Origin of the sequence: Leucobacter sp. CX87, from assembly GCF_018682295.1 — a bacterium.
Classification (GTDB): domain Bacteria; phylum Actinomycetota; class Actinomycetes; order Actinomycetales; family Microbacteriaceae; genus Cx-87.
On record NZ_JAFIRI010000002.1, the window covers coordinates 408,380 to 431,694 of the forward strand.

Annotated in this window: 20 protein-coding genes and 1 pseudogene; 1 reads left to right on the forward strand and 20 read right to left on the reverse strand. The window is 68.9% G+C overall.

What is annotated here, in order from left to right:
* Position 1: 1 nt before the first annotated feature.
* The 19 genes and pseudogenes from KOE53_RS04930 to KOE53_RS05020 form a co-directional block, all read right to left on the reverse strand.
* Positions 2-1,120 (reverse strand): CPBP family intramembrane glutamic endopeptidase, encoded by a 1,119-nt coding sequence (locus tag KOE53_RS04930; protein WP_215401663.1) that lies wholly within the window; start codon positions 1,118-1,120, stop codon positions 2-4.
* On the reverse strand, positions 1,117-2,172 hold the full coding sequence (locus tag KOE53_RS04935; protein ID WP_188057619.1) for a DUF1648 domain-containing protein: 1,056 nt from the start codon (positions 2,170-2,172) through the stop codon (positions 1,117-1,119). The genes KOE53_RS04930 and KOE53_RS04935 overlap by 4 nt, the downstream gene beginning before the upstream one ends.
* Positions 2,169-2,549 (reverse strand): GntR family transcriptional regulator, encoded by a 381-nt coding sequence (locus KOE53_RS04940; protein ID WP_188046671.1) that lies wholly within the window; start codon positions 2,547-2,549, stop codon positions 2,169-2,171. Before KOE53_RS04940 ends, KOE53_RS04935 begins: the two co-directional genes overlap by 4 nt.
* A gap of 175 nt (positions 2,550-2,724) precedes the next feature.
* Entirely contained in the window at positions 2,725-4,266 is a 1,542-nt protein-coding gene (gene der / locus KOE53_RS04945; protein ID WP_188046670.1) for a ribosome biogenesis GTPase Der, read from the reverse strand.
* Positions 4,259-5,038 carry a (d)CMP kinase gene (cmk, locus tag KOE53_RS04950; RefSeq protein WP_188057620.1) on the reverse strand — a complete coding sequence of 260 codons (780 nt, stop codon included), beginning with the start codon at positions 5,036-5,038 and terminating at the stop codon, positions 4,259-4,261. The genes der and cmk overlap by 8 nt, the downstream gene beginning before the upstream one ends.
* Positions 5,023-6,165: a prephenate dehydrogenase gene (locus tag KOE53_RS04955; RefSeq protein ID WP_188046668.1), complete on the reverse strand. Its 1,143-nt coding sequence runs from the start codon at positions 6,163-6,165 to the stop codon at positions 5,023-5,025. The genes cmk and KOE53_RS04955 overlap by 16 nt, the downstream gene beginning before the upstream one ends.
* Positions 6,166-6,491: 326 nt before the next feature.
* Positions 6,492-7,241: pseudogene (locus KOE53_RS13505) on the reverse strand (pseudouridine synthase); the annotation flags it as partial.
* Positions 7,242-7,398: 157 nt separating this feature from the next.
* Entirely contained in the window at positions 7,399-8,037 is a 639-nt protein-coding gene (gene scpB, locus KOE53_RS04965; RefSeq protein WP_188057621.1) for an SMC-Scp complex subunit ScpB, read from the reverse strand.
* On the reverse strand, positions 8,027-8,887 hold the full coding sequence (locus tag KOE53_RS04970; RefSeq protein WP_188057622.1) for a segregation and condensation protein A: 861 nt from the start codon (positions 8,885-8,887) through the stop codon (positions 8,027-8,029). Before KOE53_RS04970 ends, scpB begins: the two co-directional genes overlap by 11 nt.
* 10 nt (positions 8,888-8,897) lie before the next feature.
* Complete coding sequence (locus tag KOE53_RS04975; protein ID WP_188057623.1) at positions 8,898-9,752, reverse strand: ParA family protein; 855 nt, start codon at positions 9,750-9,752, stop codon at positions 8,898-8,900.
* A gap of 99 nt (positions 9,753-9,851) precedes the next feature.
* On the reverse strand, positions 9,852-12,122 hold the full coding sequence (locus KOE53_RS04980; RefSeq protein WP_188057624.1) for an invasin domain 3-containing protein: 2,271 nt from the start codon (positions 12,120-12,122) through the stop codon (positions 9,852-9,854).
* Positions 12,123-12,281: 159 nt separating this feature from the next.
* A complete protein-coding gene (locus tag KOE53_RS04985; RefSeq protein WP_188057625.1) occupies positions 12,282-13,319 on the reverse strand; it encodes a site-specific tyrosine recombinase XerD in 1,038 nt (345 codons plus the stop codon).
* The gene (locus KOE53_RS04990; RefSeq protein ID WP_188057626.1) at positions 13,316-14,068 is read right to left on the reverse strand and encodes an NUDIX domain-containing protein; all 753 of its coding nucleotides are present in this window, start codon (positions 14,066-14,068) and stop codon (positions 13,316-13,318) included. The genes KOE53_RS04985 and KOE53_RS04990 overlap by 4 nt, the downstream gene beginning before the upstream one ends.
* On the reverse strand, positions 14,037-15,764 hold the full coding sequence (gene pyrG / locus KOE53_RS04995) for a CTP synthase (RefSeq protein WP_188057627.1): 1,728 nt from the start codon (positions 15,762-15,764) through the stop codon (positions 14,037-14,039). Before pyrG ends, KOE53_RS04990 begins: the two co-directional genes overlap by 32 nt.
* Positions 15,765-15,814: 50 nt before the next feature.
* The gene (locus tag KOE53_RS05000; RefSeq protein ID WP_188057628.1) at positions 15,815-17,083 is read right to left on the reverse strand and encodes an AI-2E family transporter; all 1,269 of its coding nucleotides are present in this window, start codon (positions 17,081-17,083) and stop codon (positions 15,815-15,817) included.
* A 38-nt stretch (positions 17,084-17,121) separates the two neighbouring features.
* Positions 17,122-18,810 (reverse strand): DNA repair protein RecN, encoded by a 1,689-nt coding sequence (gene recN / locus KOE53_RS05005; protein WP_188046659.1) that lies wholly within the window; start codon positions 18,808-18,810, stop codon positions 17,122-17,124.
* Positions 18,807-19,757: an NAD kinase gene (locus tag KOE53_RS05010; protein WP_188057629.1), complete on the reverse strand. Its 951-nt coding sequence runs from the start codon at positions 19,755-19,757 to the stop codon at positions 18,807-18,809. The genes recN and KOE53_RS05010 overlap by 4 nt, the downstream gene beginning before the upstream one ends.
* 47 nt (positions 19,758-19,804) lie before the next feature.
* Positions 19,805-20,608, reverse strand: coding sequence for a TlyA family RNA methyltransferase (locus KOE53_RS05015; protein ID WP_188046686.1), 804 nt, complete (start codon positions 20,606-20,608; stop codon positions 19,805-19,807).
* A gap of 86 nt (positions 20,609-20,694) precedes the next feature.
* A complete protein-coding gene (locus KOE53_RS05020) occupies positions 20,695-20,889 on the reverse strand; it encodes a hypothetical protein (RefSeq protein WP_188046687.1) in 195 nt (64 codons plus the stop codon).
* 38 nt (positions 20,890-20,927) lie between these two features.
* On the opposite strand from KOE53_RS05020, the gene KOE53_RS05025 reads away from it, so the two are divergent.
* A complete protein-coding gene (locus KOE53_RS05025) occupies positions 20,928-21,674 on the forward strand; it encodes a FadR/GntR family transcriptional regulator (protein ID WP_188057630.1) in 747 nt (248 codons plus the stop codon).
* An 11-nt stretch (positions 21,675-21,685) separates the two neighbouring features.
* On the opposite strand, the gene KOE53_RS05030 is transcribed toward KOE53_RS05025, so the two are convergent.
* The gene (locus KOE53_RS05030; protein WP_188057631.1) at positions 21,686-23,308 is read right to left on the reverse strand and encodes an amidohydrolase; all 1,623 of its coding nucleotides are present in this window, start codon (positions 23,306-23,308) and stop codon (positions 21,686-21,688) included.
* Between the last annotated feature and the right edge of the window lie 7 nt (positions 23,309-23,315).

The following is a 23,315-nucleotide window of genomic DNA, read 5'->3' on the forward strand; positions in this document are numbered from 1 at the left end:
CCTAGCGCTCGCCAGTCTCGCTCGCGGCCCCAGCTGGTGCACTCGGTGCTGTGGGCGGGACCGCCCGCCGCGGCCCCGCGAGCGCCGGCTCGCGCCGGAACTGCCCCATGAGCACGAGCACGACGACGGCCACCGCCACCACTGCCCACGTCACGACACCGATGGGGCCGACGATCGCGAGATCCAGCGGCGCCCCCGCCATCGCGAGCAGCAGGATCGCCCCGCCGCCCGCGTTCAGCGCGCCGTGGGCGAAGACCGCGGGCCAGACCGATCCGGTGCGCAGCCGCGTCCATCCCAGCAGCACGCCCCAGGCGACACAGCCGCCAACCATGAAGGCCACACCGGTCCAGTCGGTGCGCGCGAAGTTGTAGCCGAGCAGGATCATCGGCGAGTGCCAGAGCCCCCAGATCACGCCGGAGATGATGAGTGCGGGCCAAACCCCGAGCGGGCGGAGCGCCGGCAGCAGCCACCCGCGCCACCCGATCTCTTCTCCGAACGTCGCGAAGATGTTTAAAACCGCGCCGACCGGAATCATGATCAGCTGCGTCACGACGAGCACGCCCATCGGCGGCAGGCTCGACATCAGCTCGGGGGGCACACTCTCGCTGAGCAACGCCGCAAACCCCGAGAACTCCACGAGATCAAGCTTCGCGAGCCCGAAGGCCGCCGAGAGCAGGATCCCGACCGCGACCAGCACCAGCGGGCCGAAGATAGCGGCCACGCTGAACCAGATCACCCGCTTCGCGGGGCGGAGTGGCCACAGGCCGAGGTACCGGGCCCGCCCGTTTGCAGGCGCCCGCATCGCATAGACCACGACCAGGGTGGCGAGCGCCGGCGTGTACATCATGACGACCGGCAGCACGCCGCCGAAGGTCGCAAAGTCCCCGCCGTTCAGCCACACCGGCAGAATCGCCAGCCACGCGAGCCCACACGCGATCAGCACGAAGGCCGTGACGGCGCCCCAGCGCACCTGCTCCCCCGGCGCAGTGCCCGGCGCAGGTAGGACGGGGCCATCCGCGACCGCGGCAGGTGGGACGATCGCGGGTGGCACGACGGCGGGTGGGACGGCGCCCGCGGGCACAGAGACCTCCGCCGGCTCTGCAGGGTTCTCGGCACTCATGACGACTCTCCTTCGCGTTCAGGTTCCGTGTCAGTCGCGGCCGCGTTCCCGTGCACGACCGCCTGCAGCAGCCCCGCGCCGGTCGCGGGGTCGTCGACGGTCACGACGAACGTGCGCCCGCTGGTCAGCGTGACCTGGATCCCTTCGCCGCCGCGCATCAGCACGCCGGTGCTGCCGGGGATGAAGCGCAGGCCCCAGCCACCGTATTCCGCCATCGGGGCGACATCGACGACGGCGACCGCGGTGATGCTGGCGGGGGTGTAGTGAAACGCCGGCCAACCGACGAGTGAGCGCACCAGCAGCCCGCGCGAGTCAATGCGCACGCGGTACACGGTGCAGGTCACGATTCCGAACACGATGACCAAACTCACGAGCAGCATCAGCCACCACACCTCGGTGCCCGAGGCGAGCATGACGGCCCCAATGGCGACAAAAGCGAGCACCAGCACCCCGAGCGAGACGAGGGCTCCGGTACCCATGCGCGTCTCCGCGATCCAGACGGCGCGCTCCCCGGGCGCCAGCTCGATCGGCGCCCCGGTCGCGGTCGGGCGCGCGAACTCGGCCTTCGGCTGCACGAACCAGGCGATCACGCCGACGACGAGCGCGCTCCCGAGCCCGGCCCACAGCATCGGGTCAACGTTGCCGGCGTCGGCCGCGTCGGCCAGCCCGCGCTGCATACCGACCATTCCGACGAAGAGGACGGTCAAGAACACCGCCATCGCGGGTCCCATCGCCCCCATGAGCCGCTGCGACCAGCCCCAGGTGTCGGGACGTTGACGGGCCTCGAGCCAGACGATGCCACCGAACAGCGCGGTCATCCCGAGCCCCATGCCGAGCGTCAGCCACACGGCCGCCATCGGCGACGAGAACCCGTTGGGCCGCGGCCCGCTGCCCCAGTGCGTCGCGATGGGATCGGGCAGCTGCGGCAACCACGCGATGATGACCGCGGTGCCCGCCAATACGATCAGCGTCGGCGCGACGATCGCGACACAGAAGAAGACCCGGCGGGCGCTCGCCACCTCGGCCCGGGCGGCCTGTGCGATGTCGGTCATGAGCGTTCCTCCTGGCGGTGATCCAATTGCGCGTAGTCCTCTTGCACGATCGCGGCGAGCGTCTCGCGGGTGACGCCGAGCGCCGCGGCCTGGGCGACGAGCGCCCGAACCTCGCGGTGCAGCTCGGACAATTGCCCCGCGGCCTCGGTGACGACGGCCCCGCGCCCGCGCCGCAGATCAATGAGGCCCTCGTCGCGCAGCTGCTGATAGGCGCGCAGCACGGTGTGCATGTTGATGCCGAGGCCTGCGGCCACGTCACGCGCGGTCGGCAGGCTCGCTCCCGGCAGGATCCTGCCCCGGACGGCGTCTGCACGGACCGAGCCGGCGATCTGCTCGTAGATCGGGCGATCGCTCGTGGGGTCGATCTTGATGAGCATCGCACTCTCTCCTCGAAAGCAAGCTTGTTATAGGGTAACTATAACTAATCTCGAGTGCGGGGCGCAAGAGTGAATGCTGGGACCGGCACACCGGCGGCGCTCCCCGGGCACGCAAAAGGCCGGGGCCCGGTACGAATACCAGGCCCCGGCCCTGTGCGTGACAACGCGGCAGTAGCTACCGGTTGCGCTCGCGCTTCTCGCGAATGCGCATGTTGATCACGATCGGCGAACCCTCGAAGCCGTACCGCTCGCGCATGCGGCGCGTGATGAAGCGGCGGTAGCCCTGGTCGAGGAAGCCCGTGGTGAACAGCACGAACGTCGGCGGGCGGTTCTGCACCTGCGCGCCGTACATGATGCGGGGCTGCTTGCCACTGCGCAGCGGGTGCGGGTGCTCCTGTGCGAGCTCGGCGAGGAACGCGTTGATCTTCGCGGTCGGGATGCGCTCGTCCCACGAGGCCAGCGCGGTCTCGAGGGCGGGAACGAGCTTCTCGAGGTGACGACCAGTGCGGGCCGAGATGTTGACGCGCGGGGCCCAGGCGACGTGCGCGAGATCCTGCTCGATCTCGCGGGTCAGGTAGCGACGGCGGTCATCGGTGAGCAGATCCCACTTGTTGAACGCGAGCACGAGCGCGCGGCCCGACTCGAGCACGAGGTCGATGATGCGGATGTCCTGCTCGCTGATGACCTCGGTGACGTCGATGAGCACGACGGCGACCTCAGCCTTTTCCAGCGCGGCCGCGGTGCGGAGCGAGGCGTAGAAGTCCGCGCCCTGCTGCATGTGCACGCGGCGGCGGATGCCGGCGGTGTCAACGAAGGTCCAGACGCGTCCGGCGATCTCGACCTGCTCGTCGACCGGGTCACGGGTCGTGCCCGCGAGCTCGTTGACGACGACGCGCTCTTCGCCAGCGGCCTTGTTGAGCAGGCTCGACTTGCCGACGTTCGGGCGGCCGAGGATCGCGACGCGGCGGGGGCCCCCGACGAGGGGCTTCGCGATTGCGGACTCCTCGGGCAGCGACTTGATGACGAGGTCGAGCAGGTCTGCGACGCCGCGGCCATGCAGCGCCGAGACGGCGTGCGGCTCGCCCAGGCCGAGCGACCAGAGCTGTGCAGCTTCGGGCTCGAGGCGGGCGTCATCCACCTTGTTGGCGATGAGGAAGACGGGCTTGTTCGCGCGGCGCAGCAGGCCCACGACGCGCTCGTCGGTAGCCGTCGGGCCTACGCGGGCGTCGACGACGAACAGGACGGCGTCGCACAGCTCAATGGCGATCTCCGCCTGCTGCGCGACCGAGAGGTCGATGCCCTTTGCATCGGGCTCCCAGCCACCGGTGTCGACGAGCGAGAAGCGGGTCTCGTTCCACTCCGCCTGGTAGGTGACGCGGTCGCGGGTCACACCGGGGATGTCTTCCACGACGGCCTCACGGCGACCGAGGATGCGGTTCACGAGCGCGGACTTGCCGACGTTCGGGCGCCCCACGATCGCAACCACGGGCAGCGTCTTCGGGACCTCGGTGATGAAGCCCTCGATACCCTCTGCATCAAGCAGCGCGAGGTCGTCCTCGTCGAGGTCGAGGTTCGCAAGGCCCGCACGCATGGAGCGCAGGCGCTCGTCGTCGGTCACCGCGTCGCCCTCGTAGACAACCTCGGGGGCAGCTACTGCGTTTTCGTTAAACTCCACCTCGGCGCCGTCTGCGCCAAACGTCTCGTCGTGTTCACTCATTCGTATCCTCCTGGGATGCGTTGGCCGGGAGCGCCTGAACGATGCTGATAACAGCGTCCACCGATCCCTCGAAATCTAGGTCGCTCGTGTCGACGAGCGTGACGCCGGGCGCCGGGTTGAAGAAGTCCACGACCTGCGCGTCCTTCGCATCGCGCGCGGCGAGGTCTGCCAGCACCTGCGCGGCGTCAGAGCCGGACAGTTCGCCCGAGCGGCGCGCGGCGCGCACCTCGGGCGATGCGGTGAGCAGGATCCGGACCGGGGCGTCGGGCGCCACAACGGTCGTGATGTCGCGGCCCTCGATGATGACGCCGGGCAGGCCCGACTCGGCCACCAATCGGCGAAACATCGTGTTGAGTCCCTCGCGCACGCCGGGGTGGCGCGACACATGACTCACCTGCCCGCTGACCTTGGGGTCGCGAATCGCGTCGGTCACGTCGTGCGCGAGCGTGATCGCCGCGACGTCGCCAGGGGCGGGCGGCAGGGTCACCATGATCTGCGGCTCGCCGAGCAGCGTGCTCGAGTACCCCCAGCGCGACAGGATCGCTTCGACGGCTTCTGCATCATCGAGGTCCGCACCCATTTCGAGCGCCGCCCACGCGAGCGCGCGATACGCGGCGCCGGTGTCCAGAATGCCAAAACCGAGGCGACGGGCGGCCTCGCGCGAGACGCTCGACTTCCCGCTTCCCGCGGGGCCATCAATTGCGACGAGCACGGGGGCCACGACGGGCGCGGTGGCGTCAGCCAGTGCAGCATTGGTCACAGCGTTCTCCATCCGCGGTCTGAGAGGTCCTTGGCGGCGCGATCCGCCACCTCTGGCAGCACCGCGATCTCCGCGAAGCCGATCTGGGCGCCCGGCGAGTGCTCAAGGCGCAAGTCTTCCATGTTAATGCCCAATTCTCCGAGCTCGGTGAGTAGTCGCGCAAGCTCACCCGGCCGGTCGTCCACGAGCACCGTCAGCGTCACGAAACGCTCGGTCCGGCCGTGCTTGCCCGGGATCCTCGCGACGCCCCGATTTCCGGCGGCCAGCAGGTCGGCGATCTGCCGCTTCGACCCGGGCTGATCGGCGCCGCGCAGCGCCTCGGTCAGCGCCGAGACGTCCCGCTGAAACGCCTCGAGCAGCTCGACCACGGGTGCGCGGTTCGCGCCGAGGATCTGCACCCAGAGCTCGGGCTGGCTCGCCGCGATGCGCGTGGTGTCGCGGAGCCCCTGGCCCGCGAGGCCCACTGCCGCGTCGTCGGCGTGCAGCAGGCGCGCGGCGAGCAGGCTCGACACGATCTGCGGCAGGTGCGACACGAGGCCGACCGAGCGATCGTGCTCTTCCGGCGTCATCTCGAGCGGTGAGGCACCGAGCTCGAGCGCAAGCGCCTCCACGATCGCGAGGGCGGCCGCGGGGGTCTCCCCGTCGCGGCAAATCACCCAGGGCCGGGCGACGAAGAGGTCGGTGCGGGCCATGATGGCACCCCCGCGCTCGCGCCCCGCCATGGGGTGCGAGCCGATGTAGTTCGTGAGGTCGACGCCGCGACGCGTCAGCTCGACGAACGGGGCGAGCTTGACGCTCGCGACGTCGGTGACCACCGAGGTCGGAAACGCGGCGAGCGCGCCCTGCACCGCGTCGGCCGTCACGTCCGGCGGGGTCGCCACGACGACGAGCTGCGGATCGGGGTCACCGGCGACCCGGGCCCGGCCCGCGCCGTAGTCGATCGCGAGCGCGAGCGCCGTCGGCGACGCGTCGTCGAGCGTGACGTCGACGCCGCGCTCGGTCAGCGCGAGTCCGACGCTCGCGCCGAGCAGGCCGGCGCCCACGATGTGCACCGGCCCGGCCACGCGGCTGACGCGCGCGTCCCCCGCTACGGCGCTACTTCCGCCGTCGATGTTGTTCGAGAAACCCAGTACGCTCATCGGCCACCGCCGCTGCGTCGATCCTGCCCGGGGTTGCGCCCATTGCCGCCGCTGCCACCGCGCCCGCCAAAGCCGCCACCACGGCCCGAGAAGCCTCCGCCGCCGGGGCCGTTGCCGCCCGAGCGGCCGCCGTCGCGGCCTTGGCGCGAGTCGCCCGATCCGCCGTCGCCCGACCCACCGCGCGGATCCTGCCCGGGCTTACGCGCGTGGGGGTTGCCGCGCGACGCAACGCCGCGCATGCCCTTCGCGCCCTTGCCGTCGCCGGGGCGACCGCCGGTCACCTCGCCGGCCTTGCGCTCGCGAGGACCGCCCTTGCCCCGCGCGCCTTCGCGGGGCGGGGCCGAGACGACCTGCTCGCCCTGGGCCGCGGTCAAGAGCGCGCCGCGCTCGGCGGCCGAGAGCTCGCGCATCTCGCCGACCATCAGGGTGCCGAGGTGCAACGGGCCGAACTGGCGACGCACGAGCTCAATCACGGGGTGGCCGACCTCGGCGAGCATGCGCCGAACGATGCGGTTGCGCCCCGAATGCAGCGTGAGCTCGACGAGCGAAACCTCAAAGTCGGGCGCGCCCGGCACGATCTTCGCGGCGTCGACGCTGATGGGGCCGTCCTCAAGCTCGATGCCGTCCTTCAGCTTCTGGATGGTCGCGGCGGTGACCCGCCCCTCGACCTGAGCGACGTACGTCTTCTGCACGCCGAACTTCGGGTGCGCGAGGGCGTGGGCGAGATCGCCATCGTTAGTCAAAATCAAAAGGCCCGAGGTGTCGGTGTCGAGACGACCGACGTTGAAGATGCGCTCTTCGAACTGGTCGGTGAACTCGCGCAGGTCGGGGCGGCCGTTTTCGTCGGACATCGTCGAGACGACGCCGCGCGGCTTGTTCAGCACGAAGTAGCGCTTGGACACGTCGAGCTGCACGATCACACCGTCGACCCGTACCTCGTCGGTTCCGGGCTCAATGCGGCTGCCGAGCGAATCAACGACCTCGCCATTGACGCGCACGCGACCGCTCGTAATGAGTTCCTCGCACGCGCGGCGCGAGGCGACGCCCGCCGAGGCGAGCACCTTCTGCAGGCGCACGCGGGTGTCATCACCGGGGCGGTTCTCGCCGATCTCGGTCTCGCCGACGCGCCAGCCGATCGGCTTGTCCCAGCCAAACGCGGCCATGTCGACATTCATCTTCTGGCCGTCGACCTCAATCGATCCGCCGAAGTCTGCGGGGTTGTCGTTGTCCTCGTTAGAACCGTTCATGGTCAAACCCTTCTCGTCCATCATCGAGCATCGGCGCGATCGGCGGCAGCTCGTCCAGCGAGCCAACCCCCAAGTGTCCGAGCAAAGTATCTGTGGTGCCGTACAGGATCGCCCCGGTCTCGGGATCCTGCCCAGCTTCGGTGATCAAGCCGCGCCCCACCAGGGTGCGCACGACCGAATCGACATTTACGGCGCGAATCGAGGCGATTGCCCCGCGCGAAATCGGCTGCCGATACGCAATCACGGCGAGCGTCTCGAGCGCCGCCTGCGAAAGCCTCGCCGGACTTTGCTGTTGCACGAAGTCGGCGATGATCGGGTCTAATGATTCTCTCACGTAAAAGCGATAGCCGCCCCCGACCTCGCGCAGCTCAAATCCGCGCTCGGGGCCGGAGCCCTTTCCGTCGTAGTCGGCGGTGAGGAGCTCGATCACTTTGCGCACCTCGCGCACGGGTCGATCGGTCGCGGTCGCAAGCCCCACCGCGCTAATCGGCTCATCCGCCACCATGAGCAACGCCTCGAGCTGCTGCTCCAGGGTCGCGCCCTCGCGGGCACGCGCGAGGGCGCTCGGCGCAACGGCAGGATCCTGCCCGGTCGCCTCGAATTCCACGGTCGAACTATCCGTCATAGTCAGCTCCCAATGTCGCGAGGTCGTCGTCCGACCACCCCTCGCTCGTCCAGCGCACGGTCAGTTCGCCGAGCGGCTCGGGCTGTTCGAACGTCACCGCCGAGCGGCGGTACAGTTCCAGGATCGCGAGGAAGCGCGCCACCACGACGCCCTTCTCGCTGACGCCCGCGATCATCTCTCGGAACGAGTGGATGCCGCCGCGTCGCAGCATCGCGACCACGATCGCCGCCTGCTCACGAATCGACACGAGCGGGGCGTGCAGGTGGTCCAGGCCGACGACGGGGATCTCGCGGGGCGCGCAGGCGAGGGCTGCGAGCGTCGCGAAGTCGGCGGCGCTCAGCGTCCAGACCAGCTCGGGGCCTTGATTGCGGTAGCGGGTGTCGAGGGGCACCTGACGCGCGTGCCGGCCGGCCTCCGCCTCGAGGTTGCCGCGGAACCAGGCGCTCGCCTCCTTGAACGCGCGATACTGCAGGAGGCGGGCGAACAGCAGGTCGCGGGCCTCGAGCAGGGCCACGTCCTCGGCGTCGACGACCTCGCCCTGGGGCAGCAAGCTCGCGATCTTCAAATCGAGCAGGGTCGCCGCAACGACGAGAAACTCGGAGGCGCGGTCGAGCGCCCCAAGCCCTTCTTCCGATTCGAAGCGGGCCAGGTACGAGATGAACTCGTCCGTGACGAGGCTCAGCGATACCTTAGTGATGTCGAGCTCGTGCTGCGAGATGAGGCTCAGCAGCAAGTCGAACGGGCCCTCGAAGCCGTCGAAGACGACGCGGAACTGATCGCTTTCTGGCGCGACTGTCCCGGCCGACGCGCCTCGCGCGCCCGGCTTCGGGTTCGTCTCGAGCGCTGTCATTGGGGCGGCCTTAGGCGACTGCGCCCCGCTGCACCAGTTCTCGCGCGAGCTTCAGATACGCTTCCGAAGCCGCGTTCGCGGGTGCGTAGTCGAGCACCGATTTCGCCGCGATCTGCGCGTCGGGCAGCTTCACGGTGCGTCCGATGACCGTGTCGAAGACCTTGTCTCCGAAGGTGTCGACGACGCGCTCGAGCACCTCGCGGGCGTGCAGGGTGCGGGGGTCGTACATGGTGGCAAGAATGCCGTCGAGCTCAAGCTGCGGGTTCAGGCGGTCCTTGACCTTGTCGATCGTCTCGATCAGCAGGGCGACACCGCGCAGCGCGAAGAACTCGCAGGCGAGCGGAATGAGCACGCCGTGGCTCGCGGTGAGGGCGTTCACGGTGAGCAGGCCGAGCGACGGCTGACAGTCGATCAGCACGACGTCGTAGTCTGCCGAGACCTTGCGCAGCACGCTGCCGAGGATCTGCTCGCGGGCGACCTCCGAGACGAGGTGCACCTCGGCGGCCGACAGGTCGATGTTCGCGGGGATCACGTCGAGGTTCTCGATCGTGGAGCGCTGAATCGCGGCCCGCGGGTCTTTCTCGTGGCCGAGCATGAGGTCGTAGATCGTGGGCACGTCATGGGCCTGCACACCGAGGCCGGCGGAAAGCGCGCCCTGCGGGTCGAAGTCCACCGCGAGCACCCGGCGGCCGTAGCGTGCGAGCGCGGCGGCGAGGTTAATGGTGCTCGTCGTCTTGCCGACGCCACCCTTCTGGTTGCACATCGCGATGATGCGCGCGGGACCGTGGGTGGTGAGCTTCGGCGGCACGGGGATGAAGCGGTCCGGTCGCCCCGTGGGGCCCAGCTTCGCTTCGGCCTGTGCCATGTCGTTTCCTCGCTCTTCGACTACCCAATGATGCAGGGAACATCCTATCGTTCGCGCCGCCGGTGAGCGTGACGGCGGCGCGAACGAGAGTGGCGTGGCCTAGCCCCGGCGCAGCTTCCGACGCGAGAGGAGCAGCACTCCCCCGGCCATGAGCAATGCCGTGGCGGCCCAGCCTCCGAGCGTCGACTCCGATCCTGTGCCTGCGAGGGCGGCAGGTTTCGCCGCAGGGGCAGGATCCTTGCCGGGCACGACCGCGCCCGCCCGCTGCTCGAGCTGGGTCGTTCCGAGCACCTCGGCGAGCGGCGTCGGCGCCTCCTCCTGGATCTGGGGCACCGCGAGCGTAATCGCCTGGAGCGGCGCGGCGAGGCGATTGACTGCCGGCGCACCGATCAGCCCGAGGCTGAGCGTGCTCGTGCCGACCGTCCGCGAGGCCCGCACGCGCACCTCGTACACACCGTCTGAGGTCTCCACTGCGGGGCTAAAGCGGTGCCCCGGGTCAGTCGAGGTCGCACCGATCGGCAGGTCCGTCACGGGGTTGCCGAACTCGTCGAGCACCGTGGCGACGAGGGTCGTCTCGCCCGTGCCGTCCGCGGTGAGCCACGGCGTGCCGAGGGTGAGCTGCGCGCCCTCCGGAGCCCCCGCAGCCTGGGCGAAGGTCACCGTCCGCACGAGCGCCGGGGTGACGGATGCGTCGGTCACGGTCAGGGTGACGTCGCCGGCCTGCGTCGAGGAAGTCACGTCGACTGCATAGTTGCCGTCACCCAGGTTCTGCAACACACCAAGCCCCACGCCAGGGTCGCTGCTCGTCACGCTCAGGGGCTGTGCCGAGAGCGGGTTGTCGTACTGGTCTGCCGAGGTGATCGAGAGCGTCGTGCTCGCGGCGCCGTCCGCCACGAGCTGCGACGAAGCGAGAGCGACCTCGAGAGAGTCCGCCGCCCCGGGCGTCTGCGTCAGCGAGAAGGAACTCTCCACGCGGGGCGAGGTACTGGGGATGCTCACGGTCACGGTCGATACCCCAGCGCGGGTACTCACGATGAGGGTACCCGTGTAGATCCCGGGGAGGGGCATGGTAAAGCCTGCGAAGCGGTGACCGAGGTCAGAGCTCGCAATCTGTACAACGTTCGGAACCACGTATCGCCCCTGCGCGTCCAAGGCCGCAAACGAAACGGGAAGCGATGCTGTGCCATCAGCCGGGCCACTGACTGGTGCGTTCAAGAACACCACCGAAGCGGGCGGGCCGACCGTCTGTACCATGGTTCGCGTTGCCGCCAGCGCCCCGCTTGAGGCGATCACCGTCACGTTCCCCACCGTGGTCGACGGGGTGATCGAGGCCGAGTACGTGCCGTCGCCGTGATCGGTCGTTGCGCCGATCTGCTGCGCGGCATCGGTGCTCGAGAAGATGACCGTCTCGCCGGTCACCGGCCGCGCCTCGGAGTCGCGCATCGTCGCGGTCGCCGTGAACGTGCTCGCACCGTCGGCAACCACCGAGGACTGCGAAAGCGCCAGAGACATGCCCGTCGCGGGCGGCATCCGGAAGGTCAGCCTGATGAACGGCGCCTCGTAGAGCACTCCCGCTGTCATGCTGACGTTTGTTCCTGCTGGGTCAACATAGCTCGAGCCGGCTCCGCCGCCGCCGTACGGGCTGCCTCCGCCGCCACCGAAAAAGCCCCCGCCGCCACCACCGCCATGAGACGCATCAGGGTCACGGAATCCCGGGAGGCCACCGATCCCGAGGGACCCGGCTTCCCCTACGGTTGAGTCGCACGGGGCACCGGGGGCGCCTCCCGAAGTCAAGGTCCCACCGCCAGCATCCCCGACGCAATTCCCGCGAGTGATTCCTGCTCCACCGACACTGCCTGACGCGGTGCCGCCGCTTGTGCCGTCGTATGGGCTTGCGCCGCCACCGCCGCCGGCCACCAGCACGCGGTCTGCGAGACCTGTCCCCAGGCGGCGCAGATCGGTTGCCCCGCCCCCACCACCGGCAGGGCGTGCATGTACCGCTGCGGGGTTTCGCCCGTCCGCTCCGCCATTAACGCCGCCGGTTTCCGCAATGGCGTTCCCCCCGACGGTTGCCGTTAACGTCTCTCCAGCGACCACCTGCAGTTCGGCCTCAACGCGTGCGCCGGCACCCGGCAGCTTTAGACTCGACGATGCGCCCGAGCCACCTTGAGCCACCACTCTCACGCTCGTCGCTCCGGCGGGCACGACGACCTCGTGCGTCCCGCTCGTGGTGAACAACACCACCCGGTCCGCCGCCTGTGCCGGCGCCACCGCCGGTGAGAACAAGGAGCCCGCGGTCACCGCAACCGCGGCGATCACCGCCCCCGCCGCGAACCGATTCCCTCGGCGATTCATCGTCGCTGATGCCATGCCAGCCCCCACCCGTTCTGGCGTTGCGCGTGTGCGCTTGGGCTCGCCAAAATGCCCCCTACTACCGAAGTATCGAGAGTGAGGTTACTCCGAGCAGACCCTAAACGCCAACCAAACATGCACCCAGTGCGCAAATTGTCGCATCTGCGCGCGGACTGGCTAGCTGCGCGCCCTCGGGTGCGCTGTCAGATAGCTCTCGCGCAGGGTGTCGGCGGTCACATGGGTATAGATCTGGGTCGTCGTCACGGAGGAGTGCCCGAGCAGCTCCTGCACCGTGCGCACGTCGGCACCGCCGGCGAGCAGGTGCGTCGCGAACGAGTGCCGCATGGTGTGCGGCGAGATTTCGGGAAGCGTCCCTGCCCGCTCGGCAGCGGCCCGAATGATCAGCCAGACGCTTTGCCGCGAGAGGCGCGCCCCGCGGGCTCCAACGAAGAGCGCCGGCGTGCCCTTGCCCGCCGCAACGAGCAGCGGCCGCGCACGGACAAGGTACGCGGCGAGGGCCGTGCCGGCGAAGCTGCCGTAGGGGACGATCCGCTGCTTCGACCCCTTGCCAGTGACTCGCAAGAAGCCCCCGCTCTCGAGCGCCCGCTCAGGATCGCGCCAGGCGTCGGCAGCCCCGGGCTGCGAGAGCAGGTCGTCCAGGTCGATCGCGGTCGCCTCGCTGACGCGCGCCCCGCTCGCGTACAACAGCTCAAGCAGGGCGCGATCGCGCAGGCCAACCGGGTCGTCGCCCGAGGCGGCGTTGAGCAGCGCCTCGATGTCGCCAACCGAGAGCGCCTTCGGCAGGCGTAGCGTCGGCTTCGGCGTGCGCACCCCGCGGCCCGCATGCTCAGCCAGCAGCCCCTCGTCAAAGAGAAAGCGATGCATGCCGCGGACGGTCGACAACCGCCGAGCAATCGACGCAGGGGTGAGCTTCTTCGGCTCCTCCCCTGCATCCGTGGCTACAACCGCCGCGGGGACTCGGTCAGCTGCGGGCCGTGGGGCCCCGCCAAGCTCGGCGACATACGCGCTGAGCAGCTCAGGCGTCACATCAGAGAGGTCCGTGACCTCGCGTGCCGCAAGCCACGACTGGTACGCGGCCAGGTCTCGGCGGTAAGCGTCGAGGGTGTTCGCAGACAACCCGCGCTCGAGGCTCGAGTGCCTGAGAAAGCGCGCCGCCCCGTCCTCGGGTGAGAGCGCGCTCGGGGTAGGGCTCACGACCGCTCGCCCCGCACGATGTCGCGCCGATCCCACGGCTCGTTTGCATCCCCGAGGGTCGCCCAGCCGCGGTCGCAGGCAAGGGCCGCTGCGAGCACGGCATTGGTCGTGAGCGAGTTCTGCACGCGCCGTTCGAGCACGGCCTGGACCGCGTCGTCGAGCGGGATCCAGGTCGGCACGATCTCGGCCTCTTCGCCGTCGCGCACGAAGTCGTGTTCGACGGGCCTGAGGTCCCGTGCGAGGAAGACGCGAATCGCCTCCGAGCTGCCGCCGGGCGACAAACACACGTCGAGCAGCAGGTCCCAGCGCGCGGCCTGCAGGTCGGCCTCCTCGGCCAGCTCGCGCTGCGCGCCCGCCAGCGCCGACTCCCCCGCGACGTCCATCAAGCCGGCCGGGATCTCCCAATCACGCACGCCGATCGCGTGCCGGTACTGCTGGAACATGAGCACGCGACCGTTGTCGTCGAGCGCGAGCACTGCGACGGCGCCCGTGTGGTCGACATAGTCGCGCACTAGCTCGGGAGCTCCCGGCGCCCCGTGCAGGGTGAAGCGATCGCGGCGGACGTCCCAGACCTTGCCCTCCGCCAGCAGCGCACTCTCGTGCACCGTCACGTCGGTGGCCGGAGAATCGGCAAAGGCCGCGGGGAAAATCCCCGCGGCCTCGCCAAGCGCAAGGCCGGCATCCGCGTCAGCGGGATCCTGCCTCGTTCGTTCCGAGTTAGGCGGCAGATTCGCCAACGGTGCTGCCATTCTCATCGGTGCCGTTCGAATCGCTGAACAGGCGGCTCGCCCGCTGGCGCTCAATCGCGGCGCCGGCGAGGCCCGCGAAGAGCGGGTGCGCGCGGCCGGGGCGCGAGCGCAGCTCGGGGTGCGCCTGCGTGGCGATGTAGAACGGGTGGACGTCGCGAGGCAGCTCGACGTACTCGACGAGCGAGCCGTCGGGGCTCGTGCCTGAGAAAGAGAGGCCGCCAGCCGCAATCTCGTCGCGGTAGGTGTTGTTCACCTCGTAGCGGTGACGGTGACGCTCACTCGCGCTCGGTGCACCGTAGAGGTCGGCCGCGAGGCTGCCCTCGGTGAACTTCGCCTCGTACAGGCCCAGGCGCATGGTGCCGCCCAGGTCGCCGCCGTCGATAATGCTGACCTGCTCGGCCATCGTCGCGATGACGGGGGTGTCCGTCTCGGGGTCAAACTCGGTCGACGAGGCGCCCGTGAGGCCCACGACGTTTCGCGCGTACTCGATGACCATGCACTGCATGCCCAGGCACAGGCCGAGGGTCGGGATCTGGTTTTCGCGGGCAAAGCGCAGCGCACCAAGCTTGCCCTCGATGCCGCGCACGCCGAAGCCGCCGGGCACGCAAATGCCGTCGACGTCTCCGAGCTGCGCCGCGGCACCCTCGTGGGTCTCGCACGTGTCGGACGGGACCCACTTGATCTTGACCTTCGCGGTGTGCGCGAAGCCGCCGGCGCGCAGCGCCTCGGTGACCGAAAGGTACGCGTCGGGCAGATCAATGTACTTGCCAACGAGGGCAATCGTGATCTCGTCCTTCGGGTGGTGCACCGCGTCAAGCACGGGCTGCCAGCCGCTCCAGTCGATCTCGTCGGCGATGAGGCCGAGGTGCGAGACGATGGTCTGGTCGAGCTTCTGATCGCTGAGCAGCGTCGGCAGGTCGTAGATGCTCGGCACGTCGATCGCGTTCACGACCGCGTCCTCGTCCACGTCGCACATGAGCGCGATCTTGCGGAGGTTGTCCTCCGTCACCGGGCGATCCGAGCGGAGCACGAGCGCGTCGGGCTGGATACCGATCGAGCGCAGCGCAGCAACGGAGTGCTGGGTCGGCTTCGTCTTCTGCTCACCCGAGGCGCCCATGAACGGCACCAGCGAAACGTGCACGAAGAACACGTTGCCGCGGCCGAGCTCGTGGCGCACCTGACGCGCCGACTCCAGGAACGGCTGCGACTCGATGTCGCCGACAGTGCCACCGATCTCGGTGATGATGACGTCGGGGCGGGGGTACTCCTCCGCCTGCAAGCGCATGCGGCGCTTGATCTCGTTCGTGATGTGCGGGATGACCTGTACGGTGTCGCCGAGGTACTCGCCGCGGCGCTCCTTGGCGATGACCTCCGAGTAGATCTGGCCGGTCGTGACGTTCGCGGCCTGGCTCAGCTCGATGTCGAGGAAGCGCTCGTAGTGGCCGATATCGAGATCGGTCTCAGCGCCGTCGTCGGTCACGAAGACCTCGCCGTGCTGGAACGGGTTCATCGTTCCCGGATCAACGTTCAAATACGGATCCAGCTTCTGCATCACCACGCGCAAACCGCGCGCTGTCAGCAGGTTGCCGAGGCTTGCCGCCGTCAGGCCTTTTCCGAGAGAGGAGACCACACCTCCCGTCACAAAAATATGCTTCGTGACTCCGGCCGATCGATCCGCGTTTCGCTCTATTCCCACGGGCTTTGATCCTATCAGTACATTCTGGACATGAACACTGGGCGCCGCACTCAGCGCAGCTCCTGGCGGGGAATCCACACCTGCTTGATGATCATCAGGACCATCGCGGTCACCGGAATCGAGATCAGTGCGCCGAGCAAGCCGAGCAGCGTACCGCCTGCGATTGCGCCGATCACGACGAGCGAACCCGGCACCGAAACGACCCGACTCATCACGCGAGGCGTCATCACGTACGACTCAATCTGCATGTAGATCAGGTAGTAGATGGCGATGCCGATCGCGGTCGCCGGCGAGTTGAACAGGGCGATCGCGGACACCATAATCGTGGCGAGCACCGAGCCAACGAGCGGGATGAGCGCGAGGAAGAACACTCCGACCGCGACGAGCGGCGCGAACGGCACCCCGAAGATCGTCATCGCAATGAACCCCAGGCTGGCGTTAATGAACGCGAGGGTCACCATGCCGCTGACGTAGCCACCGACGGACTTCGTCACCTGCTCGGTGATGTCCATCACCTTGCCGCGCACCGAGCGCGGCGTCAGCGAGTAGAAGCCGCGCTTGACGTTCTGCATTGAGGCGAGGAAGTACAGGCTCAGGATCAAGACGATGATGGTCGCGGTCAGCGCGTTGGCCAGGCCGATGCCCGCCTGCCACAGCCCGCCTGCCACCTGCGCCCAGCTCTCGGGACGACTAATAAAGTCCTGCGCCGTCTGGAGCAAGCCGTCGAGGTCGATGAAGCCGCCAACGCGATCGTTGAGATCAATGAACCAGGGCTGCGTGGAAATCTCGGAGAAGTACTGCGGCGCCGTCCTGATCAGCGTGCCGATCTGGCTCGAGAGCACCGGGATCACGAGACCCAAGATGGTGCCGACGATCAGAATGAATCCGCCGAAGACGACGCCGATGCCGAGCGGGCGTTTCAGGCCGCGGCGCTCAAGGAAACGGACGACCGGGTCAAGACCGAGCGCGATGAACAGCGCTCCGACCACGTACATGATGACGGTGGACAGCTGCCCGACCGCGCCGCCGAACAGCAGCGCGGCGAGCCCGCCCAGCGTGACGACGAAACCAAGCTGGAAGGGCTGACGGAACGTGAACTCGCGCACACGTTCGCTGCGCAGCTCAACCTGCGCCTCGTGGCCCGCCTCGCGCGCGTCCAGGTACATCGCGCGCGTCTGCGGGTCCATCTGTTCGGGGTCCGCGTGGACAACGTCGGGGTGGTCCTCGAGGTAGGTGGCCTCTTCCTCAGGAGAATCGACGTCCGCCGCCTGCTGGGGGCCGGACTTCGTTTTGAGAGCTCGTCGCAGGAAGTTCGCCATGCTGGTGAGCGTAGCAGCCGCCACCGACGCGGATCGGCCTATTTCGCTCCGCGAAGCGCCAGTAGTTCCGCGGCGTGCTCCAACGCACTCGAAGAGTCGCTCATGCCCGAGAGCAGGCGCGCCATTTCTGCCAGTCGGGCATCGCCGTCAAGCGCGCGGCAACTGCTCTCGGTGAACCCTCCGGCGGAGTCCTTTGCCACCTGGAGGTGGTTCCCGGCAAATGCGGCGACCTGAGCGAGATGCGTGACGACGATGACCTGCGACGTTCGGGCGAGCCGCTCGAGCCGGCGACCAATCTCGATAGCGGCTGCCCCGCCGACGCCGGCGTCCACCTCGTCAAAGACGAACGTCGGCACCGGGTCCACCCCGGCGATGACGACCTCGAGTGCAAGCATGACGCGCGAGAGCTCGCCGCCTGATGCACCCTTCGCGATGGGGCGCGGCTCTGCCCCCGGGTGAGGCCGCAACAGCAAGAGCACTTCATCGGCACCGCTGATACCTGGCTCGGCGGGCAGCACATCGACGCGAAACTCAGCGTCGGGCAGCGCCAGCTGGCGCAGCTCCGCGCTGACCTGAGCCCCGAGCTCAACCGCGGCGGCCCGGCGCAGCTCGGTGAGGGCCGTGGCGAGAGCGGCGAGACGGGCCTCAGCGCCAGCGAGCCGCGCGGCGAGTTCGCCGATCCGATCATCGTCTCCGTCGAGCTCAAGCAGACGAGTCGACCCGACCTCCGCGTAGGCCACGACCGCGGCGGCATCCGCGCCGTACTTTCGCGTCAGGCTCGTCAGGCTGGCGAGGCGTTCGTTCGCCCGCGCCAGCTCGCTCGGCCCTTCCTCATCGAGATCGCTGACGTAGCCGGAAAGACCTTGGGCGACATCGTGGAGCTGGAAACCGATGGCGCGCACCGTCTCGAGCATGGCTGCAAGGCGCGGGTCGTGCCCGGCAACGCGATCGAGCTCGTGTTCGGCCTCGGCGATCAGTCCCGCCGCGTCGCGCCGGAAGGGGTCGTCGGACTCGCTGGTCAGAGCCTCGTGGGCGGCGAGGCTTGCCGTGCGTAGTTCCTCGACGTTGCCAAGTCGCTCGATGCGCTGCGTGAGTTCGACGTCCTCGCCCACGACGGGTTCGACCTCAGCGATCTCGTCGAGCTCTGCGCGCAGGCGGGCAGCCTCGCGTTCGCGCTCGTCGCGCGCCTCCGCGAGCTCTGCGTGGGCGGCGGCGAGCTCCCGGCGCTCGCGATATGCGATGCGGTACTCATCAAGGGCGGCGGCGAGCGTCGCTCCCCCGAACCGGTCGAGTGTGTCGCGCTGGGCCGCCGAGGACTTGAGTCGCAGCTGCTCGGACTGGCCGTGAACGGCAAACAGCCGATCGGCGAGACGGTTCAGCGTGCCGACGGGTGCGGTCGCTCCGCCGACGCTCGCGCGGCTGCGCCCCTCGGCGCTCACCGTCCGGCCGAGCACGAGCTCGCCGTCCTCGACCTCGCCGCCCGCGTCGTCCACGATCTCGGCGACCTGCGGATCCTGCGTGCGCACGATGCCCGTCACTCGCGCCTGCGCGGCGCCGGTGCGCACCGCGCCGGCGTCGCTGCGCTGGCCCATGAGCAGACCGAGCGCCGTGACGACCATCGTCTTGCCCGCGCCGGTCTCACCAGTGATCGCGGTGAAGCCGGGGCCGAGGGGCAGGCGCGCATTGGCGATCACCCCGAGGTCCCGGATCTGGAGTTCGTCGATCATGCGTGCTCCCCCTCGGCGAGGCCCATTGCCGGCTCGGTGGCGCGAGTGCCGCGCCAGCCCGAGACGGGAAGGTGGAACTTGTTGACAAGCCGGTCGGTAAACACGGCCTCGTCCAGGCGCGCGAGACGCACGGGTTGCGGCGATCGCCGCACCTCGACGACGGAGCCGGCAGGCAGCTCGGTGCGGCGGCGGCCGTCACACCAGAGCACGCCGTGGCCGGTGCTCTCGGGAAGAATCTCGACGGTGAGCACCGACTCGGGGCCGACCACGAGTGGACGGTTAAAGAGGGCGTGCGCCGCAATTGGGACGAGCAGCATCGCCTGCACGCTCGGCCAGACCACCGGCCCTCCAGCGGAAAAGGCGTACGCGGTTGATCCGGTGGGGGTCGCCAGCACGACCCCGTCACAGCCGAACGACGACAGCGGGCGACCATCGACCCCGACGGCGACCTCGAGCATGCGCTGACGCTTCTCGACGCTGGCCTCGTTGACCGCCCACGACTCCGCGATCAGCTCGCCGTCGAGGCTCGCGCGCACGAGCAGCGTGACGCGCTCCTCGACCGTGTACGCACGGGCAAGCACCCGCTCGACGGTGGCGGTGAGGTCGTGCCGCTCCATTTCGGCGAGGAACCCGACATGGCCAAGGTTGACGCCCACGATGGGGCAACTCGACTCGCGCACCAGCTCGGCCGCGCGCAAGATCGTTCCGTCGCCGCCGAGCACAATCGCAATCTCGACCTCGGACACGGGAGTTTCAGAGTGCAGTTCAGAGGTTCGTTCGAGCGGGAGGTGGGGGGCAAATTCGACCCGGTCCTCCGGGTCCATGACCACGGTGACCCCTGCGGCAGTCAGCGCCGCGACCACCTCGAGGGTCGCCTCGATCGCCTCCGGACGAGCGGTGTGGGACACCACGAGGATCCGCCGGTTCGCGTCTGCGTCGTGCGTCATGCGTCCTCCTCATCCTCGGTGTCGACCGGCAAGGCGCGGCCGTCGGCTCACGCGGCGAGCGCGCGGATCCGTGCGTCCCATTCTGTCGGATCGCCGCCCGAATCGCTCGGGCCACGCCCGCGAGTGAAATGGACGACATACTCACGATTGCCTGCACCACCGACAATCGGTGACGGGATCAGTCCCTGGGTACGCAGGCCAAGGGTGAAGGCGGCGGCGAGTACCCCGCGGATGGCGTTCGCACGGCGAGCTGGGTCGACGACAATCCCGTCGCGAATCCCTGACCGACCCACCTCGAACTGCGGCTTGATCAGGAGCACGAAGTCGGCCGTCTCAGCCGCCACCGAGACCATCGCGGGAAGCACGAGCGGCAGGGCGATGAACGACAGGTCGGCGACGATCACCTCGGGCGGCGCGGGCTCCCCCGTCGCCTCGGCGAGTCCGGCGGCCGTCATTTCGCGCGCGTTCAGGCCCTCCACCAGCCGGATCCTGGGGTCGCCCCGCAACTCCACGGACAGCTGATCGTGACCCACATCGATCGCGAGCACGGCGCGGGCGCCGCGTTCGAGCAAGACCTGCGTGAACCCGCCGGTCGACGCGCCCACATCGAGCGCGAGGCGCCCCGCCGGGTCGACGCTGAACGCATCGAGGCCGGCAACGAGCTTGTGGGCGCCCCGGCTGACGTAGTGGTCGAGATCGGCGGCGGAGAGCATCGCGCCGTCTGGCACCTTCTCCGACGCCTTCGCCGCAACCCGCCCGTTGACCCGGGTGCGCGCAGCAGCGATCAGTTCGGCGGCGTGGCTGCGCGAACGGGCGAGCCCACTCTCGGCGAGTGCGCGATCAAGGCGCACCGGCTCCCCGGCCCAGACACGTTCGGTCCAGGCGCGCTCGTTTCCGGCGGAGTCTTTCTCGGAAGAAGGGCCGTGCTGTTCAACCGTCACCGCGCGCCGTCACCGGCCTGCAGCTCCGCGAGCAGCTCCTCGTACACCTGGTCGAACTGCGCGGCGCGCTCCGCGAGCGGCTGGGCCTCGATGACCTCGATGCGACCCAACAGGCCGTCCTCGGCGGGGCCAGAGGGGGCGGCCTCCGATGACCGTGCGGCCCCCGTTTCTCGCGGCTCGACTTCGTTCATAGCCCCAGCGTATCTGGTGAACGCACTACGATGGGGCCATGGCCCCGACACTGCACGACCAACTCCTGCAGCAGCTCGGAACCGGCATCATGACGGGACTCTTTCCCGCTGGGACGATCCTTCTCGCCGATCAGATCGCGCGCGATCAGGGCGTGTCTCGGCCGGTGGTGCGCGAGGCGGTTCGCGTCTTACAGTCCCTCGGCATGGTCGCCACTACGAAACGGGTCGGCATCCGTGTACTACCGTCGACCGCTTGGAATCTCTACGACCCCCTCATCATTCGGTGGCGGCTGGCCGTCGGCTCCGCCGGCGGCCAGCTCCGCTCGTTGACCGAGCTGCGTTCGGCCGTCGAGCCCAAGGCCGCCGAGATGGCGGCGCTGTTTCGCGACGACCGCACTGCTGCGAAACTCCTCGAGCTTTCCGTCGAGATGCGCGAGGTCGGCCGCGCGGGCGATCTCACCCAGTTCCTCGCGCTCGACATCGCATTTCACCGGCTCGTGCTCGCGGCCAGCGGCAACGAGATGTTCGCGCAGCTCGATAGCGTGATCGCCGAGGTGCTCACCGCCCGCACCGAGCAGGGCCTGATGCCACACCATCCTCACGAGGAAGCGCTCGAGTTGCACGTACGTGTCGCCGAGGCGATCTGGTCACAGGACGCCGCGGCGGCGCACTCCGCGATGGACCGCATTATGCGCCGCACGGCGGCCGAGGTCTCGCAGACCTGGTCGCACCTGCCGCGCCCCTCCGTACTCGCCGAGGCCCCCGCGGGAACTCACGCCGCGTAGCCCGCTCGGGGCTATTCCCGAGTGAACACGAGTTCGCCACGCACGAACGTTGCGTCGACCCGCACCGCGTGCAATTCCTGATCCGCGATCAGGGACAGGTCTGCGTCGAGCACTACGAGGTCCGCGAGCAGGCCAGGCTCGAGCGCGCCGCGGAGGTCCTCCTGCCGGACGGCGTAGGCAGCGCCGCTCGTCGCGGCGAGCAGGGCACTCTCCCGCGAAAGCGCCTCGTGCGGGAGGAACGGGGCTTCGGAGTCCCCCGGGTAGGCGCGGTTCACGGCGACGTGAATCCAATCCATCGGGTTCGGCGTCGTGACGGGCCAGTCCGAGCCGAATGCGAGCGGAATCCCGGCGTGCTCGAGCGAGCGGAACGCATATTGGTGACTGTGCAACGACGGATCAAGGAACGGCAGCGTCATCTCGGTCATCTGGGCGTCGCCCTGCGCCCAGTAAGGCTGGATGTTCGCGATGACTCCACTGAGCGCCATCCGCCGGATGAGCGCCTCGTTCAACACCTGCAGGTGGGCCAATTGGTGGCGCCGATCGCGCGCGGGGCTGACCGCCTGGGCCGCCTCGATCATCGAGAGCATTTCGTCGGTCGCCCGGTCCCCGATGACGTGCGCGTGAATATCGAAGCCAGCCCGCTCGAGCTCGAGCACGACCGGCGCGAGCTCCTCGGGGTCAAAGAACGTGATGCCGAGGTTCGGCTCGCTCTCGCCGTCGAGATAGGGAATCGACACGGCACCGGTGAGCGTTTCGCACACCCCGTCGTACATGATCTTCACGCCGTTGATGCGGAAGCGCTCAGTCTCGCCGAACGCCGTTCGGCGCGTGATGAGCTCTGACAGCGCACCCATCGGGTCCTCGCGCGGCAGCCAGAGGTTTCCAGTGACTTGCCCCAACAGCGCGCCCGTGTCGACGGCGCGCCGGTAGCAGCGTTCGATGTCGGTGGTCGGCACGAAGTCGCCGACGATGGCCTCCTGCCACCCGGTGATCCCGAGCGAGAAGAAGTGCTGTTGGCCGGTGACGAGTCCCTGGACACGGGTATCGTCGTCGAGCGGTGGGAGCAGGTCGGCCACGAGCAGCATCGCGGCCTCGTGCAGCAGGCCGACCGGGTTGCCCTCGGCGTCCCGTTCGATCTTGCCCCCGGCAGGATCCTGCGTGTCTTGTGTGATCTCGGCCAGTCGCAGCGCGGCGGAATTCACCCAGGCGCTGTGTCCGTCTTTGTTGGACAGGTACGCCGGGCGCTCCCCTGTGGACCGGTCGAGCTCAGCGAGCATCGTCGTTGTGTCGGTGAAGTGATCGAGCGACCAGCCCCGTCCGATGATCCAGGGCTGCTCGGGCGAGCGCGCGCAGTACGACTCAATCAGCTCGACCGCGTGGGCACGGCTGCGGCTGGCAGAGAGGTCGCAACGTGCCAGTTCGATACCGGACTCGACAAGGTGGACGTGGGCGTCGGTGAACCCGGGCAACACGCTGCGACCCGCGACGTCGAAGAACGTGCCGTCATCGGGTGCAAGCTCCGCCATCGGCACGATCTCGACAATCCGCTCGTTCGCGACCCGCACCGCGAAGCGTTCGCGTCCGCCGTCGGTGAGTGGCAGCTTGCAGTTGATGAGTGTGAGCGCAGAAGTCACCCGCGGC

What these genes read in the sequence shown, in the direction of transcription:
- scpB (WP_188057621.1), bottom strand. Translation starts at nt 8,037, where the DNA reads ATGACGGATAGTTCGACCGTGGAATTCGAGGCGACCGGGCAGGATCCT.
- KOE53_RS04955 (WP_188046668.1), bottom strand. Translation starts at nt 6,165, where the DNA reads ATGAGCGTACTGGGTTTCTCGAACAACATCGACGGCGGAAGTAGCGCC.
- KOE53_RS04935 (WP_188057619.1), bottom strand. Translation starts at nt 2,172, where the DNA reads ATGACCGACATCGCACAGGCCGCCCGGGCCGAGGTGGCGAGCGCCCGC.
- KOE53_RS04970 (WP_188057622.1), bottom strand. Translation starts at nt 8,887, where the DNA reads ATGACAGCGCTCGAGACGAACCCGAAGCCGGGCGCGCGAGGCGCGTCG.
- KOE53_RS04940 (WP_188046671.1), bottom strand. Translation starts at nt 2,549, where the DNA reads ATGCTCATCAAGATCGACCCCACGAGCGATCGCCCGATCTACGAGCAG.
- KOE53_RS04975 (WP_188057623.1), bottom strand. Translation starts at nt 9,752, where the DNA reads ATGGCACAGGCCGAAGCGAAGCTGGGCCCCACGGGGCGACCGGACCGC.
- KOE53_RS04980 (WP_188057624.1), bottom strand. Translation starts at nt 12,122, where the DNA reads ATGGCATCAGCGACGATGAATCGCCGAGGGAATCGGTTCGCGGCGGGG.
- der (WP_188046670.1), bottom strand. Translation starts at nt 4,266, where the DNA reads ATGAGTGAACACGACGAGACGTTTGGCGCAGACGGCGCCGAGGTGGAG.
- cmk (WP_188057620.1), bottom strand. Translation starts at nt 5,038, where the DNA reads ATGGAGAACGCTGTGACCAATGCTGCACTGGCTGACGCCACCGCGCCC.
- KOE53_RS04990 (WP_188057626.1), bottom strand. Translation starts at nt 14,068, where the DNA reads ATGGCAGCACCGTTGGCGAATCTGCCGCCTAACTCGGAACGAACGAGG.
- KOE53_RS05025 (WP_188057630.1), top strand. Translation starts at nt 20,928, where the DNA reads ATGGCCCCGACACTGCACGACCAACTCCTGCAGCAGCTCGGAACCGGC.
- KOE53_RS04930 (WP_215401663.1), bottom strand. Translation starts at nt 1,120, where the DNA reads ATGAGTGCCGAGAACCCTGCAGAGCCGGCGGAGGTCTCTGTGCCCGCG.
- KOE53_RS05020 (WP_188046687.1), bottom strand. Translation starts at nt 20,889, where the DNA reads ATGAACGAAGTCGAGCCGCGAGAAACGGGGGCCGCACGGTCATCGGAG.
- recN (WP_188046659.1), bottom strand. Translation starts at nt 18,810, where the DNA reads ATGATCGACGAACTCCAGATCCGGGACCTCGGGGTGATCGCCAATGCG.
- KOE53_RS05000 (WP_188057628.1), bottom strand. Translation starts at nt 17,083, where the DNA reads ATGGCGAACTTCCTGCGACGAGCTCTCAAAACGAAGTCCGGCCCCCAG.
- KOE53_RS05010 (WP_188057629.1), bottom strand. Translation starts at nt 19,757, where the DNA reads ATGACGCACGACGCAGACGCGAACCGGCGGATCCTCGTGGTGTCCCAC.